Annotated in this window: 1 protein-coding gene; it reads right to left on the bottom strand. The window is 75.1% G+C overall.

Features of this window, described 5'->3' with window-relative positions; all coding sequences use genetic code 11:
- Positions 1-46: 46 nt before the first annotated feature.
- Positions 47-19,270 carry a type I polyketide synthase gene (locus ACFY32_RS13385; protein ID WP_390674247.1) on the bottom strand — a complete coding sequence of 6,408 codons (19,224 nt, stop codon included), beginning with the start codon at positions 19,268-19,270 and terminating at the stop codon, positions 47-49.
- Positions 19,271-19,275 lie beyond the last annotated feature (5 nt).

Raw genomic sequence — 19,275 nt, 5'->3', positions numbered from 1 at the left:
GCTACCCCTCATTGATGAGCCATGGTGAAAGTCCGTACCTGCGGGATCAGGAGTTGCCGAGCTCTTCGTCGATGATGCTGAAGACGTCGTCCAGCGTCGCCGAGTCCAGGTCGTCCGCCGTGGCCTCGGGTTCCTTGTCGTCCCAGGTGGACAGAAGCGAGCGGAGCCTGAGCCGGATGTCGCCGACGAGGGCGTCGTCCGGATCGAGCCGGGAGATGGTGGCCGTGAGCCTGTTCAGCTCGCTGAGCACCGCGGCGGCGGGGGTGCCGTGCCCGGCGAGTACCGTCGTGCGCAGGTGGGCCGCGAGGGCCGCCGGGGTCGGGTGGTCGAACACCAGGGTGGCGGGCAGCTTGGTGCCGACCTCGGCGTCGAGCCGGTTGCGCAGTTCGACGGCGGTGAGCGAGTCGAAGCCGAGTTCCTTGAACGCCCGGTCCGCCGAGACGGCCTCCGGTCCGGTGAAGCCGAGCACGGCCGCGGTGTGGGTGCGGACGAGGTGGGCCAGCGCCCGGTCCTGCTCGCCCTCGGTGAGGCCGGCCAGCCGCTGGGTCAGCGGGACCGCGCCGTCGGAGCCGTTGTCCGCCGCCCGTGCGGTGCGTCGGGCGGGGGTGGGCACCAGGGCGCGCAGCAGGGGCCGTACCTGCTCGGGGTTGGCCCGCAGGATGGCGAGGTCCAGCGCGGCGGGCACCGCCGTCGTGGCGCCGGCCGCGCAGGCGGTGTCGAACAGGGCCATGCCGTCGTCGGAGGCGAGCGGGACCATGCCGCCCCGCGCCAGCCGTCGTACGTCGGCGTCGTCGAGGTGGCCGGTGATGCCGCTGGCCTCGGCCCACAGGCCCCAGGCCAGTGAGGTGGCGGGCAGTCCGGCGGCCCTGCGGTGCCGGGCGAGCGCGTCCAGGAAGGCGTTGGCGGCCGCGTAGTTGCCCTGGCCGGGGCCGCCGAAGACCCCGGCGGCGGCGGAGAACAGGACGAACGCGGTCAGGTCGTGCTCCCTGGTCAGCTCGTGCAGGTGGAGTGCGCCATCGGCCTTGGGCGCGAACACCGTGTCGAGGTGCTCCGGGGTCAGGGACTCGATGACGCTGTCGTCCAGGGCGCCGGCCGTGTGGACGATCGCGGTCACGGGGTGGGCGGCGAGGAGGGCGGCGACCGCGGCCCGGTCGCCGACGTCGCAGGCGGCGACGGTGACGCGGGCGCCCAGTGCGGTCAGTTCTTCGCGGAGTTCCTCGGCGCCCGGGGTGGCCGGGCCGCGCCTGCCGGTCAGGACGAGGTGCCGTACGCCGTGGCGGGTGACGAGGTGGCGTGCGGTGATGCCGCCGAGGACGCCGAGGCCGCCGGTGATCAGCACGGTGCTGTCGGGGGTGAAGGCCGGCTGTCCGGGGGCGTCGGCCGGGGTGGTGAGCCGCGCCAGTCGGGCCACCGTGGCGGTGCCGTTCCTGATGACCACCTGCGGTTCGCCGGTCGCCACGACGGCGGGCAGCATCCGCAGCGACTTCTCGTCGCCGTCCACGTCGGCCAGGACGAAGCGCCGCGGGTGTTCCGACTGCGCCGAGCGCACCAGGCCCCACGCGGGGGCGCGGACCAGGTCCGGTACGGCGTCGTCGGGTGCCCCGGCCACCGCGCCGGTGGTGACCAGGACGAGCCGTGACGCGGTGAACCGGTCGTCGGCGAGCCACTTCTGGAGCAGGTCCAGGGTGTGGTGCGTGGCCTCGCGGGGGGTCGTCGCGTGCTCCGCGGGTGTCATGGCGACCCACGTCGGTACGGGCAGGCCCGCGTCGACGGCGGCGATGAGCGCTTCCAGGTCGGTGTGCTCGTCCACCGGTTCGCCCGCGGCGGTGAGCGCGTGGGCCAGCGGGGCGGTGTCGCCGCCGATGACCGCCCAGGTGCCGGGTTCGGCGCCGGCGTCCGGCATCGGTGCCCAGGTGACCTCGTAGAGCGAGTCGCGGTGGGTGGAGCGCGCGGCGTCGAGCCGGTCGGCGGTCAGGGGGCGCAGGGTCAGCCCGTCGACGGCGGCGACCGGTTCTCCGGAGCCGTCGGCGGCGAGCACCGCCACGGCGTCCGTGCCGACCGGGGTCAGGCGGACGCGCAGCGATGTCGCCCCGGTCGCCAGGAGGCGCACCCCGGTCCAGGACAGCGGCAGCCCCTGCGGGCCCGTCCCGTCCCCGGTGAGGTGCAGCGCGGCGGCCAGGAGCGCCGGGTGCAGGCCGAAGCCCGGGTCGGCGAGGCCGTCCGGCAGGGTCACCTCGGCGAACACCTCGTCGCCCGTGCGCCAGGCGGCGCGCAGGCCCTGGAAGGCGGGGCCGTGGTCGAGGCCGGACGCGGCGGTGGCGGCGTGGTGGGCGTCCAGGTCGACCGGTTCGGCGCCGGTGGGCGGCCAGGCCACCAGGTCGTCGGTGACGGGGGCCGCCTGGGGGGTGAGGGTGCCGGTGGCGTGGCGGGTCCAGTCGCCGCCCTCGTCCCCGCGGGAGTCCACGGTGAACGCCCGCCCGCCCGAGGGGTCGGGTCCGTCGACGCTGAGCCGTATCTGGACGCCGTGGCGTTCGGGCAGCACCAGGGGCGCTTCGAGGACCAGGTCGTCCAGGAAGGCGCAGCCGACGTGGTCGCCGGCGCGCAGCGCGAGGTCCACGTAGGCCGTGCCGGGCAGGACGGGGGTGTCCAGGACGCGGTAGTCGGTGAGCCAGGGGTGGGTGCGCGCGGAGAGCCGGCCGCTGAACACCAGGCGTTCGGAGTCCGGGAGTTCGGTGACGGCGGCGAGCAGGGGGTGGTCCACCCGGTCCAGGCCGGCCGAGGTCACGTCGCCGGGGGTGGTGGGTGTGGTGGTGGGCCAGAAGCGTTGGCGCTGGAAGGGGTAGGTGGGGAGGTCGACGTGCCGGGCCGCGGGCAGCGGCCAGTCCACCCGGGCGCCGCGCACGAACAGCGCGCCCGCCGACTTCAGCAGCCGGTCCCGGCCGCCGTCGCCGCGCCGCAGCGATCCGACGACCAGTCCGTCGGCGCCGCTCAGCTCGCCGAGTCCGGCGGCCAGGACGGGGTGCGGGCTGACCTCGACGAAGGTGGTGAAGCCCTCCGCCACGAGGGTGGAGACGGAGTCGGCGAACTCCACCGTCCGCCGCAGGCTGCGGTACCAGTACGCGGCGTCCAGGTCGCGGGTGTCCAGCCAGTCGCCGGTCAGCGGTGAGTAGTACGGGATGTCGCCGGAGCGCGGTGTCACGTCGGCGAGCCCTTCGAGGAGGTCCGCCTCGACGCGTTCGACGTGGTGGGAGTGCGGGGCGTAGTCGGCCTTGACGCGTCGCGCCCACACGCCTTGTCCGGCGCAGACGTCCAGCAGTTCGTCCAGGGCGGCGTTGTCACCGGAGACGACGACCGAGGCGGGCCCGTTGACCACTCCGACGCCGAGTTGCCCGTCCCACCGGGTGAGGAGCTGCCGTACGTCGTCCACGCCGAGCGCGAGCGAGACCATGCCGCCCCGGCCGGCCAGCGCGGTCAGCGCCTTGCTCCGCAGGACGGCCAGCTTGGCGGCGTCCGGCAGGGACAGTGCGCCCGCGACGCACGCCGCGGCGATCTCGCCCTGGGAGTGTCCCAGTACGGCGGTCGGTTCGACGCCCCAGGCCCGCCAGGTGGCGGCCAGGGACACCATCACCGCGAAGAGGGCGGGCTGGACGATGTCGAGGCGTTCCATCAGGCCGGGGTCCTCGATCGCGTCGAGCAGCGACCAGTCGACGTACTCGCCCAGGGCTTCGGCGCACTCCTCCATCCGGGTGCGGAACTCCGGTGAGGAGTCCAGGAGTTCGAGGGCCATGCCGGCCCACTGGGTGCCGTGGCCGGGGAAGACGAACACCGTGCCGGTGCCGCGGTGGCCGGCCGTGCCGGTCACGACGTTCGGTGCCTCGCGGCCTTCGGCCAGGGCGGTGAGGCCGGTGCGGAAGTCAGCCCGGTCCAGGCCCACCACCACGGCCCGGTGGTCGAACAGCGCGCGGGAGCGCAGCGAGTGGGCGATGTCGGCGACGGTCGCGGCGGTGTCGTCGCGCTCGATGTCCTCGCGGAGGCGGGCCGCCTGTTCCCGCAGCGCGTCGGCGGACCGCGCGGAGAGCACCCACGGTACGGCACCCGGGGCGGTCGTCCCGCTGTCGGGGGACGCCGTCTCGGGGGCTTGCTCGATGATGGTGTGCGCGTTGGTGCCGCTGAAGCCGAACGACGACACCCCGGCCCGCCGGGGGCGGTCGACGGCGGGCCACGTCCGCTGGTCGGTGAGCAGTTCCACCGCTCCCGTGGACCAGTCGACGTGCGAGGACGGCTCCGTGACATGCAGGGTGCGCGGCAGTACGCCGTGCCGCATCGCCAGCACCATCTTGATCACGCCCGCCACACCGGCCGCCGCCTGGGTGTGCCCGATGTTGGACTTCACCGAGCCCAGCAGCAGGGGCCGTTCGGCGGGGCGGTCCTGGCCGTAGGTGGCGAGCAGGGCCTGGGCCTCGATCGGGTCGCCGAGGGTGGTGCCGGTGCCGTGCGCCTCGACGGCGTCCACGTCGGCCGGGGCGAGGCCCGCGCCGGCGAGTGCCTGGCGGATGACGCGCTGCTGGGAGGGCCCGTTGGGGGCGGTCAGGCCGTTGGAGGCGCCGTCCTGGTTGACGGCGGAGCCCCGTACGACCGCGAGGATCTGGTGGCCGTTGCGCCGGGCGTCCGACAGGCGCTCCACGAGCAGCATGCCGATGCCCTCGCCCCAGCCGGTGCCGTCGGCGCTGTCGGAGAACGCCTTGCAGCGGCCGTCCACGGACAGTCCGCGCTGGCGGCTGAACTCGATGAACGCGCCCGGCGTCGACATCACCGTCACCCCGCCGGTGAGGGCCATCTCGCACTCGCCCGAGCGCAGTGCCTGCACCGCCAGGTGCAGCGCGACCAGCGACGAGGAGCACGCGGTGTCCACGGTCACCGCCGGGCCTTCGAGGCCGAAGGTGTACGACAGGCGGCCGGACATGACGCTCGCCGCGCTGCCCGTGGCCACGTGACCGCCCACGTCCTCGCGGGCGCCGTCGAGGACCAGGCCGTAGTCCTGCACGTTGGAGCCGACGAACACGCCGACGCGCTCGCCGCGGACCGTGCCGGGGTCGATGCCGGCCCGTTCGAAGACCTCCCAGGAGGTTTCGAGGAGCAGCCGCTGCTGCGGGTCCATGGCCAGCGCCTCACGTGGTGAGGTGCCGAAGAAGGCCGCGTCGAAGTCCGCCACGTGGTCGAGGAAGGCTCCTCGGCGCGAGTACGTCGTGCCGATGCCCGCGGGGTCGGGGTCGTACAGGGCCTCGATGTCCCAGCCCCGGTCGGCCGGGAACTCGCTCACCGCGTCCCCGCCCGACATGAGCACCCGCCACAGGTCCTCGGGACTGGTCACGCCGCCGGGATACCGGCAGGCCATCGCGACGATCGCGATCGGCTCGTCGGCCACCGCCCCGGGGGCGGCGGCGGCCGGTGTCCGGGGGGTCTCGCCGCGCGGTGCCACGACGGCCGACAGCAGGTGGTCGGCGAGCGCCCCGGGGGTGGGGTAGTCGAAGACCACGGTCGCGGGCAGGGTCAGGCCGGTCTCGGCCGTCAGCGCGTTGCGCAGTTCCACGGCGGTCAGCGAGTCGAAGCCCAGGTCGCGGAAGGCCAGGTCGGCGTCGACGGCACCGGCCGTGGTGTGCCCGAGGACGGCGGCCGCCCGTGCCACCACCAGGTCACGCACCAGTTCGCCCCGTTCGGCCGCGTCGAGGCCGGTGAGCCGGTCGCGCAGTTCCGCCCCGTCCCTGCCGGGGCCGTCCGCCGCCGCGGGTCCGTCGGCGCCGGTGTTCCGGTCCGCGACGGCTTCCCGTGCCTCGGGCAGGTCGGCGAGGAGCGGGCTGGACCGGCCGATGGTGAACGCGGGCGCGAACCTGGTCCAGTCGACGTCCGCGACGACGGTGCTCGCCGTGCCGCCGCCGACCGCGCCGGCGAGGGCGCCCACCGCGACCTCGGGCGGCAGCGACCGGAGCCCGCGTCGGGAGAGCTGCCGCTGGGCCTCGTCGTCGGCCATCCCGCCGCCGCCCCAGGGGCCCCAGGCCACGGCTGTGCCGGGCAGGCCGTGGGCCGTGCGGTGCTCGGCGAGCGCGTCGAGGTAGGCGTTGGCCGCGCTGTAGCCGACCTGGCCGCCGCTGCCCCAGACGCCGGCGATGGAGGAGTAGACGAGGAAGGCGTCGAGCGGTGTGTCCGCGAGCAGTTCGTGCAGGTGCGCGGCGCCCGCGACCTTGGCGCCCACCACGTCCGCGAACCGGGCGAGGCCGGTGTCCGCCGCGGGGGCGCTGTCGTTGAGCCCGGCGGTGTGCACGACGGCACAGACCCGGTCCCCGGCGGCGGCCAGGCCGTCGAGAAGCGCGGCGAGCGCCTCCCGGTCGGCGATGTCGACGGCGGCGACGGTGACGCGGGCGCCCAGCCCGGCGAGTTCGGCCGCCAGCTCATCGGCGCCGTCGGCCGCGCTGCCCCGCCGGCTCACCAGCACGAGGTGTTCGGCGCCGTGCGCGGCGGACCAGCGCGCGGCCCTCGCGCCCAGGGCGCCGAGCCCGCCGGTCACCAGGACCGTGCCGCGCGGCGTCCAGTCGGCGCCGGGGGCGGTCCGGCCGGCCCGGCGGAGCCGGCGCGTGAACACACCGGTCCCGCGCACGGCGACCTGGTCCTCCGCCCCGCCGAGGACCCCGCACAGCCGGGCGGCCACCCGTTCGTCCACGGTGTCCGGCAGGTCGGCCAGGCCGCCCCACCTGTCGGGGTGTTCGAGCGCGGCGGCCCGGCCGAGCCCCCACACCATCGACTGCGCGAAGCCGTCGACCGGGTCGCCCGCGACCGCGGCCACCGCGCCCGAGGTGACGCACCACAGCGGCGCCCGCACCTCGGCGTCGCCGAGCGCCTGCACCAGCGCGAGGGTGGCCGCCGCCCCGTTCGGCACCGCCGGGTGGTCGGCGTGCGGCGACTGGTCGAACGCCAGCAGCGACAGGACTCCGCCGATCTCCTCACCCCGCGCGAGGACTTCCTCGACGGTCGTGCGCAGCGCGTCGGCGAGCTGTGCGCGGTCCGCCCGGCCGACCTCGACCACGGCGAGCGCCAGGCCGCCGCCGGCGAGCAGTTCGCCCAGCGCGCGGGCCCGCTCGTCCCCGGCGAACACCACGACCGGCCAGGTGCCCGCGGGAGGGGTCGTCGCCGGCACGCCGACGGGCTTCCAGCGCACGGTGTAACGCCACTGGTCCAGCGTGGACTTCTGGTGGCTGCGGCGCCGCCACGACGTCAGGAAGGGCAGGACGGCGCGGAGCGAGTCGGCCGCCCCGTCCTCGGTGATGCCCAGCGACGACGCGAGCGCGGTCGCCTCCTCGCTCTCCACCGCGGCCCAGAACCGGGCCTCGTCGGCGTTCGGCGCGGCCTCGCCGGTGGTGGCGGGCGGGGCGTCCATCCAGTAACGCCGGTGCTGGAAGGCGTACGTCGGCAGGTCGATCCGCCGGGCGCCGCTGCCCGCGAAGTACCCGGTCCAGTCGACCGGCACGCCCCGCGTGTGCAGGGCGGCCACGGTCGTGAGGAGGGCGGCCTCCTCGGGCCGGTCCGTGCGCAGCGCGGGCAGGAACACCGCGTCGGGCGCGCTGCCCAGTCCCAGCGCGGACAGCGTGCCCCCGGGTCCGACCTCGACGAACGTGCCCACGCCCTCGTCCGTGAGCGTGCCCACGGCGTCGGCGAAGCGGACGGACTCGCGGACGTGCCGCACCCAGTACTCCGGCGACGCCAACTCCTCGGCGGAGGCACGGGCGCCGGTCAGCGTCGACACGATCGGGATGGCGGGCGCCTCGTAGGACACCTCTCCCAACACCCGGCGGAAGTCGTCCAGCATCGGGTCCATCAGCGGTGAGTGGAACGCATGGCTGACCTTCAGCCGGGACACCTTCCGGCCCGCCGCACGCCACCGCTCCGCGACCGCCTCCACATCGGCGGCGACACCCGAAACCACCACCGACGACGGGCCGTTGACGGCGGCGACACCCACGGTCCCCGGCAGGTCCGGGGCGACCTCGGCCTCGGACGCCTGGACCGCCACCATCGCACCACCGGACGGCAGCGCCTGCATCAGCGCACCCCGCGCCGACACCACCTTCACCGCATCCGCCAGCGACCACACACCCGCCACATGCGCGGCGGCCAGCTCACCGATCGAATGCCCCGCCACCACATCTGGGCGGATGTCCCACGACTCAAGGAGACGGAACAGCGCCACCTCCACCGCGAACAACGCCGGCTGCGTCACCCCCGTCTCGTTCAACGCATCGGCATCCGCGCCATACAGCACCTCCCGTACGCGCGGCTCACACGCGTCCAGTACGGCATCCAGCGCCTCGCCGAACACCGGGTACACCGCGGCCAGTTCGCGGCCCATGCCCAGCCGCTGCGAACCCTGGCCCGAGAACAGGAAGCCGATCCGGCCGGGTTCGCCGGCGACCGAGCCGACCACGGCGCCGTCCGTCCGGCCGTCGGCCACCGCCCTGAGGGCCGCGAGGAACTCGGACCGGTCGGCGGCCACGATCACCGCGCGGTGGTCGAGCATCGTCCGTGAGGTGGCGAGCGAGTAGCCGACGTCGAGGGGCTCCTGCTCGGCCGCCAGGGGCAACAGGCGCTCGGCCTGGCCACGCAGGGCGTCCTCGTCGCCCGCCGACAGCACCCACGGCACCCAGCTTCCGCGCACCCGCTCCGCAGGTGCCTCCGGCTCCGTGGCGGGGGTGTCGGGGGCCTGCTCGATGATGGCGTGGGCGTTGGTGCCGCTGAAGCCGAACGACGACACACCGGCCCGCCACGGCCGGTCCGCCATCGGCCACTCACGCTCCCGCGTCAGCAACTCCACCGCACCCGCCGACCAGTCCACATGCGGGGACGGCTCATCGGCGTGCAGCGTGCGCGGCAGCACACCGTGCCGCATCGCCATGACCATCTTGATCACACCCGCCACACCGGCCGCCGCCTGCGTGTGCCCGATGTTCGACTTCACCGAACCCAGCAGCAACGGCCGATCGGCCGGACGGTCCTGACCATAGGTGGCCAGCAGCGCCTGCGCCTCGATCGGATCACCCAGCTTCGTACCCGTACCGTGCGCCTCCACCGCGTCCACATCGGCCGGGGTGAGGCCCGCCCCGGCGAGTGCCTGGCGGATGACGCGCTGCTGCGCGGGGCCGTTGGGCGCGGTCAGGCCGTTGGACGCGCCGTCCTGGTTCACGGCGGAACCCCGTACGACCGCGAGGACCTGGTGGCCGTTGCGCCGGGCGTCCGACAGGCGCTCCACGAGCAGCATGCCGACGCCCTCGCCCCAGCTCGTGCCGTCGGCGTCCGCTCCGAACGCCTTGCAGCGGCCGTCCTGCGACAGCCCGCGCTGGCGGCTGAACTCGATGAACGCGCCCGGCGTCGACATCACCGTCACACCACCGGCCAGCGCCATCTCGCACTCGCCCGAGCGCAGCGACTGCACCGCGAGGTGCAGGGCGACCAGGGACGACGAGCACGCCGTGTCGACGGTCACCGCCGGGCCCTCGAAACCGAAGGTGTACGACAGGCGGCCGGAGGCCACGCTGGCCGCGTTGCCGGTGGCCACGTGACCGCCCACGTCCTCGCGGGCGCCGCCGAGGACCAGGCTGTAGTCCTGGGCGTTCGAGCCGACGAACACGCCGACGCGCTCACCGCGCAGCGACGCCGAGTCGACCCCGGCGCGCTCCAGGAGTTCCCAGGAGGTCTCCAGGAGCAGGCGCTGCTGGGGGTCCATCGCCAGCGCCTCGCGCGGCGAGATCCCGAAGAATCCGGCGTCGAAGCCGCTGACGTCCGACAGGAACGCGCCGGACCGCAGGTAGGTGGTCCCCACCGAGTCCGGGTCGGGGTCGTACAGCGCCTCGATGTCCCAGCCGCGGTCGGCCGGGAACTCCGTGACCGCGTCCCCGCCGGCCTTGAGGAACTCCCACAGGTCCTCGGGTCCGGCGACGCCGCCGGGGAACCGGCAGGCCATCGCCACGATCGCGATCGGCTCGTCGGTCACGCCCCGCGGGGCGGCCGGTGCGGCGGGGGCGGGGGTGGCGTCCGCGCCGCCCAGTTCGACGCGCAGGTAGGCGGCCAGGGCGGCGGCCGTCGGGTAGTCGAAGACCAGGGTCGCGGGCAGGGCGATGCCGGTGGCCTCACGGAGCCTGGCGCGCAGTTCGACGGCGGTCAGGGAGTCGAAGCCGAGTTCCTTGAACGCGCGGGTCGCGGGGAGGGCGTCGGTGGAGGTGTGGCCGAGCACGGCGGCGGCCTCGGCGCGGACCAGTTCGGTCAGGTGCCGTTCCCGCGCGGCCTCGTCCAGTCCGGCCAGTTGCCGCGCGAGCGCCGACGTGCTGTCCTGCTCCGCCGGGTCGGCGTCGAACAGCTCGCGTACGCCGGGCAGTTCGCCGAGGAGGGCGCTCGGGCGCTGCGCCATGAACGTGCCCGCGAACCGGGGCCAGTCGACGTCGGCGACGACGACGGTGTCGTCACCGCGTTCCAGGGCCGTGGCGAGACCGGCGACCGCGGCGTCCGGGGCCATCGTCCCGAGGCCCCAGCGGCGCAACCGGGCGGCCTGCGCGTCGGTGGCGACCATGCCGCCACCGCCCCACGGCCCCCACGCGACGGCGGTGGCGGGCAGGTCCGCCGCCCGGCGGTGCTCGGCGAGGCCGTCCAGGTAGGCGTTGGCCGCCGCGTACGCGCCCTGCCCGCTGCTGCCCCAGACGCCGGCGATGGAGGAGAACAGGACGAACGCGTCCAGGGGCGTGCCGGCGAGCAGCTCGTGCAGGTTGCGCGCGCCGTCGACCTTGGCCCTCAGTACGTCGGCGAACTCGCCGAGGTCGTCCGGGTCGACGTCGGCGAGGACGGCCGAGCGTTCGATGCCGGCGGCGTGGACGACCGCGGTGAGCGGGAACTCGGCGGGCACGGCGGCGAGTACGCCGGCCAGGGCGTCGCGGTCGGCCGCGTCGCAGGCCGCGAGGGTGACCCGGGCGCCGAGCGCGGTCAGCTCCGCGCACAGCTCGTCCGCGCCCTCGGCCGCCGGCCCGCGCCTGCTGGTCAGCAGCAGATGACCGGCGCCCTTGCCGGCCAGCCAGCGTGCGACGTGCGCGCCCAGGGCTCCGGTGCCGCCGGTGACGAGGACCGTGCCGCGCGGTGTCCAGCCCGGCCCGGCCGCCGCGCCCGCCGGGGCGGGCACCAGTCTGCGGCCCAGCGCCCGGCCGCCGCGCAGTGCGACCTGGTCCTCGCCACCGGTTCCGGCGGCGAGGACGGCGGCCAGCAGATCACCGGCCGCGCGGTCCCAGGCCGCCCCGTCCGGGGCTTCCTGTGACTCGGGCAGGTCGATGAGACCGCCCCAGCGGGAGGGCTGCTCCAGGGCGGCCACCCGGCCCAGGCCCCACAGCATCGCCTGTTCGAACCCGGCGGCGGTGTCACCGTCGGCCGCCGACACCGCACCCGACGTCACGCACCACAGCGGTACGTCCGCCTCGCCGAGGGCCCGTCGCAGGGCGAGCGTGGCGGCGACGCCCGTGGGCACGGTCGAGGCGCCCGCGTCGGCGAGGCCCAGCAGCGAGACCACGCCGTCCAGCGCCGTCAGGTCGGTGACCCGACCGGTCCAGTCGCCCTCCCGCGGGTCCCCGTGCAGGACACGTACGTCCGCGCCGTTGCGGGTCAGCGCGTCCCCGACCCACTCGGCGCGGTCCTCACCGGTCGCCGCGACGACCAGCCAGGCACCGTCGAGCCGCCGGTCCGCGAGGGCCACCGGACGCCAGTCGACGCGGTAGCGCCAGCCGTCGGCCGTGGACCGGTCGCGCTGCTTCCTGCGCCACGCGGACAGGCTCGGGAGCACGGCACTGAGCGGATCATCGGCCGACACGCCCAGCGTACGGGCGAGGTCCGCGATGTCCCCCTCTTCCACGACCTCCCAGAACCGCGCCTCCACCGGCGGCGTGCGCTCGGTGTCCCGGGCGGCGGCCGGGGTGTCCAGCCAGAAACGCTCACGCTGGAAGGCGTAGGTCGGCAGGTCCACCCGCCGCGCGCCCCGACCGGCGAGGAACGCCTCCCAGTCCACGTCGACCCCGCGTACGTGCAGTCGGCCGACAGCTCCCGTGGCGGCCACCGCCTCGGGGCGCTCGCTCCGCAGCACCGGTACGAAGACGGCGTCCGGCGCGGTCTCCTGCCCCAGCGCGGACAGCGTGCCCCCGGGTCCGACCTCGACGAACGTGCCCACGCCCTCGTCCGTGAGCGTGCCGACGGCGTCGGCGAAGCGGACGGACTCGCGGACGTGCCGCACCCAGTACTCCGGCGACGCCAACTCCTCGGCGGTGGCACGGGCGCCGGTCAGCGTCGACACGATCGGGATGGCGGGCGCCTCGTAGGACACCTCTCCCAGGACCCGGCGGAAGTCGTCCAGCATCGGGTCCATCAGCGGTGAGTGGAACGCGTGGCTGACCTTCAGCCGGGACACCTTCCGGCCCGCCGCACGCCACCGCTCCGCGACCGCCTCCACATCGGCGGCGACACCCGAAACCACCACCGACGAGGGGCCGTTGACGGCGGCAAGCCCCACCGTCTCCGACAGATCCGCCACGATCTCGGCCTCGGACGCCTGCACCGCCACCATCGCCCCACCGGACGGCAGCGCCTGCATCAGCGCACCCCGCGCCGACACCACCTTCACCGCGTCCGCCAGCGACCACACACCCGCCACGTGCGCGGCGGCCAGCTCACCGATCGAATGCCCGGCCAGCACATCGGGCCGTACACCCCAGGACTCAAGGAGACGGAACAGCGCCACCTCGACCGCGAACAACGCCGGCTGCGTCACCCCCGTCTCGTTCAACGCATCGGCATCCTCGCCGTACAGCACCTCCCGTACGCGCGGCTCGCACGCGTCCAGTACAGCGTCCAGGGCGTCGGCGAACACCGGGTACACCGCGGCCAGTTCGCGGCCCATGCCCAGCCGCTGCGAACCCTGGCCCGAGAACAGGAAACCGAGCTTCCGCGGCGCGGCCTCGCCGGTCACGGTGCCGGGGGCGCCGCGTCCCTCGGCCAGCGCGGTCAGCGCCGACCGGAATTCGGCGGGTTCCGTGGCGACCACCACCGCGCGGTGCTCGAAGGCCGCCCGCGAGAACGCCAGCGTCCGGGCCGTGGCCGCGAGGTCCGGGTCCGGTGACCGGTCCATGAAGGACGCCAGTCGTGCGGCCTGCTCCCGCAGCGCCTCGGGGCTCCTGGCCGACAGGAGCCAGGGGACGGCCGTGCCGGCCGGCAGCGGCGACGGGGTCTCTTCCGGTTCGGTCCCGGGTTCCCGCGGGGCCTGCTCGATGATGGCGTGGGCGTTGGTGCCGCTGAAGCCGAACGACGACACACCGGCCCGCCACGGCCGGTCCGCCACCGGCCACTCCCGCTCCCGCGTCAGCAACTCCACCGCACCCGCCGACCAGTCCACATGCGGGGACGGCTCATCGGCGTGCAGCGTGCGCGGCAGCACACCGTGCCGCATCGCCATCACCATCTTGATCACACCCGCCACACCGGCCGCCGCCTGCGTGTGCCCGATGTTCGACTTCACCGAACCCAGCAGCAACGGCCGATCGGCCGGGCGGTCCTGGCCGTAGGTGGCCAGCAGCGCCTGCGCCTCGATCGGATCACCCAGCTTCGTACCCGTACCGTGCGCCTCCACCGCGTCCACATCGGCCGGGGTGAGGCCGGTGGCGTCCAGGGCGGCCCGGATGACGCGCTGCTGCGCGGGGCCGTTGGGCGCGGTCAGGCCGTTGGACGCGCCGTCCTGGTTCACGGCGGAACCCCGTACGACCGCCAGGACTTCGTGGCCGTTGCGCCGGGCGTCCGACAGGCGCTCCACGAGCAGCATGCCGACGCCCTCGCCCCAGCCCGTGCCGTCCGCCTCGGCCCCGAACGCCTTGCACCGGCCGTCGGCCGCCAGTCCGCGCTGGCGGCTGAACTCCACGAAGGCGGCGGGGGTGGACATCACCGTCACACCGCCGGCGAGGGCCAGTTCGCACTCGCCCTTGCGCAGGGCCTGGACGGCCAGGTGGAGGGCGACCAGCGACGACGAGCACGCCGTGTCCACGCTCACCGCCGGACCTTCGAGGCCGAACGTGTACGACAGCCGGCCGGAGATCACGCTCGCCGCGCTGCCGGTGCCGAAGTATCCGTCGACGCTGTCGGGCGCCGCCATCATCAGCGTGGTGTAGTCCTGGCCGTTGGTGCCGACGAACACGCCGGACCGGCTGCCGCGCAGTGAGGTCGGGTCGATGCCCGCGCGTTCGAACAGTTCCCAGGAGGTTTCCAGGAGCAGGCGCTGCTGGGGGTCCATCGCCAGCGCCTCGCGCGGCGAGATCCCGAAGAACGCCGGGTCGAAGTCGGCCACGCCGTCGAGGAAGGCGCCCCTGCGGGAGTACGTTGTGCCGACTCCCGCCGTCTCCGGGTCGGGGTGGTACAGCGCCTCGACGTCCCAGTCGCGGTCGGCCGGGAACTCCGTCACGGTGTCGCGGCCCGACAGCAGGACCTGCCACAGGTCCTCGGGGCTGGTGACGCCCCCGGGATAGCGGCAGGCCATCGCCACGATGGCGATCGGCTCGTCGGACACGGCGGAGGCGGTGCGCGCGCCGGGGGCGGCGGGCGCGGTGCCCGACAGCGCCACCCGCAGGTGGGCGGCGAGGTCGGCGGAGGTCGGGTAGTCGAAGACGACGGCCGCGGGCAGGGCGATGCCGGTGGCCTCGCTGAGCCGGGCGCGCAGTTCGACGGCGGTCAGGGAGTCGAAGCCGAGTTCCCGGAAGGCGCGGGTCGCGGGGAGGGCGTCGGCGGAGGCGTGGCCGAGCACGGCGGCGGCCTCGGCGCGGACCAGCTCGGTCAGGAGCCGTTCCTGCGCGCCCTGGTCCAGGTCGGCCAGTTGCCGCGCCAGCGCCGACGTGCCGCCCTGCTCCGCCGGGTCGGCGTCGAACAGCTCGCGTACGCCGGGCAGTTCGCCGAGGAGGGCGCTGGACCGCTGTGCCGTGAAGGTGCCGGCGAACCGGGGCCAGTCGACGTCGGCGACGGTGACCGTGGTGTCGCCGTGCGCGAGGGCGGAGCCGAGGCCCGCGAGCGCCGCGCCGGGGGCCATCGCGAGCAGGCCGAGGCGCTTGAGGTGCGCGGCCTGCCCGGAGTCCTCGACCATGCCGCCGCCGTCCCACGGCCCCCACGCGACGGCCGTGGCGGGCAGGCCCGCCGCCCGGCGGTGCTCGGCCAGCGCGTCCAGATAGGCGTTGGCGGCTCCGTAGGCGGCCTGGCCGCCGCTGCCCCAGACGCCGGCGATGGAGGAGAACAGGACGAACGCGTCCAGGGGCGTGCCGGCGAGCAGCTCGTGCAGGTTCCGCGCGCCGCCGGCCTTGGCGGCCAGTACGTCGGCGAAGTCGGTGAGGTCGTGCGGGTCGAGGTCGGCGAGGGCAGCGGGGCGTTCCACGCCCGCCGTGTGGAAGACGGCGGTGAGCTGCGGGAGGCCGGCCAGCAGCGCCGCGACGGCGTCCCGGTCGGCCACGTCGCAGGCGGTGAAGGTGACGCGTGCGCCGAGGCCGACGAGCTCCGCCTCCAGGTCCTCGGCGCCGTGCGCGTCCCGGCCGCGGCGGGCGGCCAGCACGATGTGCTCGGCTCCGTGCGCCGCGAGCCAGCGTGCCACGTGCCCGCCGAGGGCGCCGGTGCCGCCGGTGACCAGGACGGTGCCGTGCGGGGACCAGCCCTCCTCGGGGGCCTCGCCCAGCGGGGCGGGCAGCAGCCTGCGGCCGAGTACGGTGTCGCCGCGCAGGGCGAGCTGGTCCTCGCCGGGGGTGGCGACGGCGGCGGCGAGGAGGTCCCCGGTCCGTTCGTCGTACGCCCCGGGCAGGTCGATCAGGCCGCCCCAGCGGCCGGGGTGTTCCAGCGCGGCGGCCCGGCCCAGGCCCCACAGCATCGCCTGCTCGGGCCCGGTGACCGCGTCGTCGGCGCCGGTGGAGACGGCGCCGGAGGTGAGGCACCACAGGGGGGCGTCGAGGTCGTCGAGCGCCCGCAGCAGACCGATCGTGGCCGCGAGACGCGCGGGTACGGTCGCCTGCGCGGCGTCGGCGAGGCCCAGCAGCGAGACCACGCCGCTCAGCGGCGGCAGGCCCGTCAGCAGCTCCGCCCAGTCGGCCGTCTCCGGGTCCACGGGCAGGACGTGCGTGTCGTCCGCGCCGTTGCGCCGCAGCGCCGTTCGTGCCCACTCGGCCCGCTCGTCACCGGGCGGCGCCACGACCAGCCAGGCACCGGTGGGCCGGTGCGGCCCGGCGGGCACCGCACGCCAGTCGACCCGGTAGCGCCAGTTGTCGGCCGTCAGCCGGTCCCGCTGCTTCCTGCGCCACGCGGAGAGCCGGGGCAGCACCGCGCTCAACGGGTCCTCGGCCGACACCCCCAGCGTACGGGCGAGGTCGGCGGGGTCACCCTCTTCGACCGCCGCCCAGAACCGCGCCTCCTCCGGCGACGACGTCCGTCCGGTGCCCTCCTCGGCCGCCGGGGCGTCCAGCCAGTACCGCGCACGCTGGAAGGCGTACGTCGGCAGGTCGACCCGCCGGGCCCCGGTGCCGTCGAAGAGGGCGGCCAGGTCCACCGGGACGCCGTCGACGTGCAGTCGGCCGACGGCGGTGAGCAGAGCGGTCGGCTCGGGGCGGTCGCCGCGCAGGGCGGGTACGAAGGCGGCTTCCGGAGCGCCGAGCTGCCCCAGGCCCGAGAGCACACCGCCGGGGCCGACTTCCAGGAAGACGTCGGTGCCCTGTTCGCGCAGATGCGCGACCGCGTCGTGGAAGCGGACGGACTCGCGGACGTGCCGCACCCAGTACTCGGGTGAACCGAGTTCCTCGGCGGTGGCGCGGGCGCCGGTCAGCGTCGACACGATCGGGATGGCGGGCGCCTCGTAGGACACCTCTTCCAGGACCCGGCGGAAGTCGTCCAGCATCGGGTCCATCAGCGGTGAGTGGAACGCGTGACTGACCTTCAGCCGGAACACCTTCCGGCCCGCCGCACGCCACCGCTCCGCGACCGCCTCCACATCGGCGGCGACACCCGAAACCACCACCGACGAGGGGCCGTTGACGGCGGCAAGCCCCACCGTCTCCGACAGATCCGCCACGATCTCGGCCTCGGACGCCTGGACCGCCACCATCGCGCCACCGGACGGCAGTGCCTGCATCAGCGCACCCCGCGCCGACACCACCTTCACCGCGTCCGCCAGCGACCACACCCCCGCCACATGGGCGGCGGCCAGCTCACCGATCGAGTGCCCGGCGAGCACGTCCGGCCGGATGCCCCACGACTCCAGCAGCCGGAACAGCGCCACCTCGACCGCGAACAACGCCGGCTGCGTCACCCCCGTCTCGTTCAGCGCATCGGCATCCTCGCCGTACAGCACCTCCCGTACGCGCGGCTCGCACGCGTCCAGTACGGCATCCAGCGCCTCGCCGAACACCGGGTACACCGCGGCCAGTTCGCGGCCCATGCCCAGCCGCTGCGAACCCTGGCCCGAGAACAGGAAGCCCAGTCTGTGCGGCGTCGCCTCGCCCTGGACGAGTCCGGGGCCGCCGTGGCCCTCGGTGAGGGCGGTGAGCCGGTCGGTGGTGGTGTCGCGGTCCTCGGCGAGCACCACGGCACGGTGTTCGAAGAGGGAGCGGGTGGTGGCCAGCGAGAAGCCGACGCCCTCGGGGTCGTAGTCGGCGGAGGACGTCACGGTGGACAGCAGGCGGCCGGCCTGCGCGCGCAGTGCGTCGGGGGTCCGGGCGGACAGCACCCACGGGGTGACGGCGGGGGCCGGCCGGTCGGCGGTCCGCGCGGACGCCGGGGTGTCGTCGTCCGTCGTGGTGTCCGGGTCGGGCGCGGGTGCCTCTTCCAGGATGACGTGGGCGTTGGTGCCGCTCACGCCGAAGGAGGACACACCGGCGCGGCGGGGTTCGCCGGTCTCCGGCCACGGCCGGCCCTCGGTCAGCAGGGCCACGGTGCCCGCCGACCAGTCGACGTGGCTGCTGGGCTCGTCGACGTGCAGGGTCTTGGGCAGTGTGCCGTGGCGCATCGCCATGACCATCTTGATGATGCCGCCGGCTCCGGCCGCCGCCTGGGAGTGGCCGATGTTCGACTTCAGCGAGCCCAGCCACAGAGGGCGGTCCGGTGTCCGTTCCGCGCCGTAGGTGGCGATGAGGGCCTGGGCCTCGATGGGGTCGCCGAGGGTGGTGCCGGTGCCGTGCGCCTCGACCGCGTCGACCTGCGCGGGGGTGAGCCGCGCGCCGGCCAGGGCCTGGTTGATCACCGCCTGCTGCGCGGGACCGTTGGGCGCGGTCAGGCCGTGGGAGGCGCCGTCCTGGTTCACGGCGGAGCCGCGGATGACGGCGAGGACGGGGTGGCCGTTGCGCTGGGCGTCGGAGAGGCGCTCCACGAGGAGCATGCCGACGCCCTCGCCCCAGCCGGTGCCGTCGGCGCTGTCGGAGAACGCCTTGCAGCGGCCGTCCACCGACAGGGCGCGCTGCCTGCTGTACTCGACGAAGGTGCGCGGGGTCGCCATGAACGTGGCGCCGCCCGCGAGGGCGAGCGAGCACTCGTCGCGGCGCAGCGCCACCATCGCCAGGTGCAGGGCGACCAGGGAGGACGAGCACGCCGTGTCGACGGTGACGGCGGGGCCGACGAGGCCGAGCGTGTAGGCGATCCGGCCGGAGGCGATGCTGCCCGCGCTGCCGTTGGCGAGGAAGCCTTCGAAGCCCTCGGGGGCCTGCGGCAGCCGCGTGGCGTAGTCGTTGTACATGATGCCGGCGAACACGCCGGTCTTGGTGTCCCTGGCCTGCGCCGGGTCGATGCCCGCGCGTTCGAACGCCTCCCAGGACGTCTCCAGCAGCAGCCGCTGCTGGGGGTCCATGGCGAGTGCCTCGCGCGGGCTGATCCCGAAGAAGGCCGGGTCGAAGTCGGTGGCGTCCCGCAGGAAGCCGCCGTGCCGGGTGATCGAGGTGCCCGCGTGGTCCGGGTCGGGGTCGTAGAGGGATTCGACGTCCCAGCCTCGGTCGGAGGGGAACTCGACCACCGCGTCGCGGCCCTCGGTCACCAACTGCCAGAGGTCTTCCGGTGAGGTGACACCGCCGGGGTAGCGGCAGCTCATCCCGATGATGGCGATGGGCTCGTTCTCCCGCTCCTCGACCTCGCGCAGGCGCCGGCGTGCGGTGCGCAGATCGGTGGTGGCCCGCTTGAGGTAATCGCGGAGCTTGTCCTCGTTCTGCATCTGGC

Source organism: Streptomyces sp. NPDC000134, from assembly GCF_042899225.1.
Classification (GTDB): Bacteria; Actinomycetota; Actinomycetes; order Streptomycetales; family Streptomycetaceae; genus Streptomyces.
This window is presented reverse-complemented; position numbering and strand designations above follow the sequence as displayed.

Coding starts and splice junctions, on each gene's coding strand:
- ACFY32_RS13385 (WP_390674247.1), bottom strand. CDS start 19,270: ATGCAGAACGAGGACAAGCTCCGCGATTACCTCAAGCGGGCCACCACC.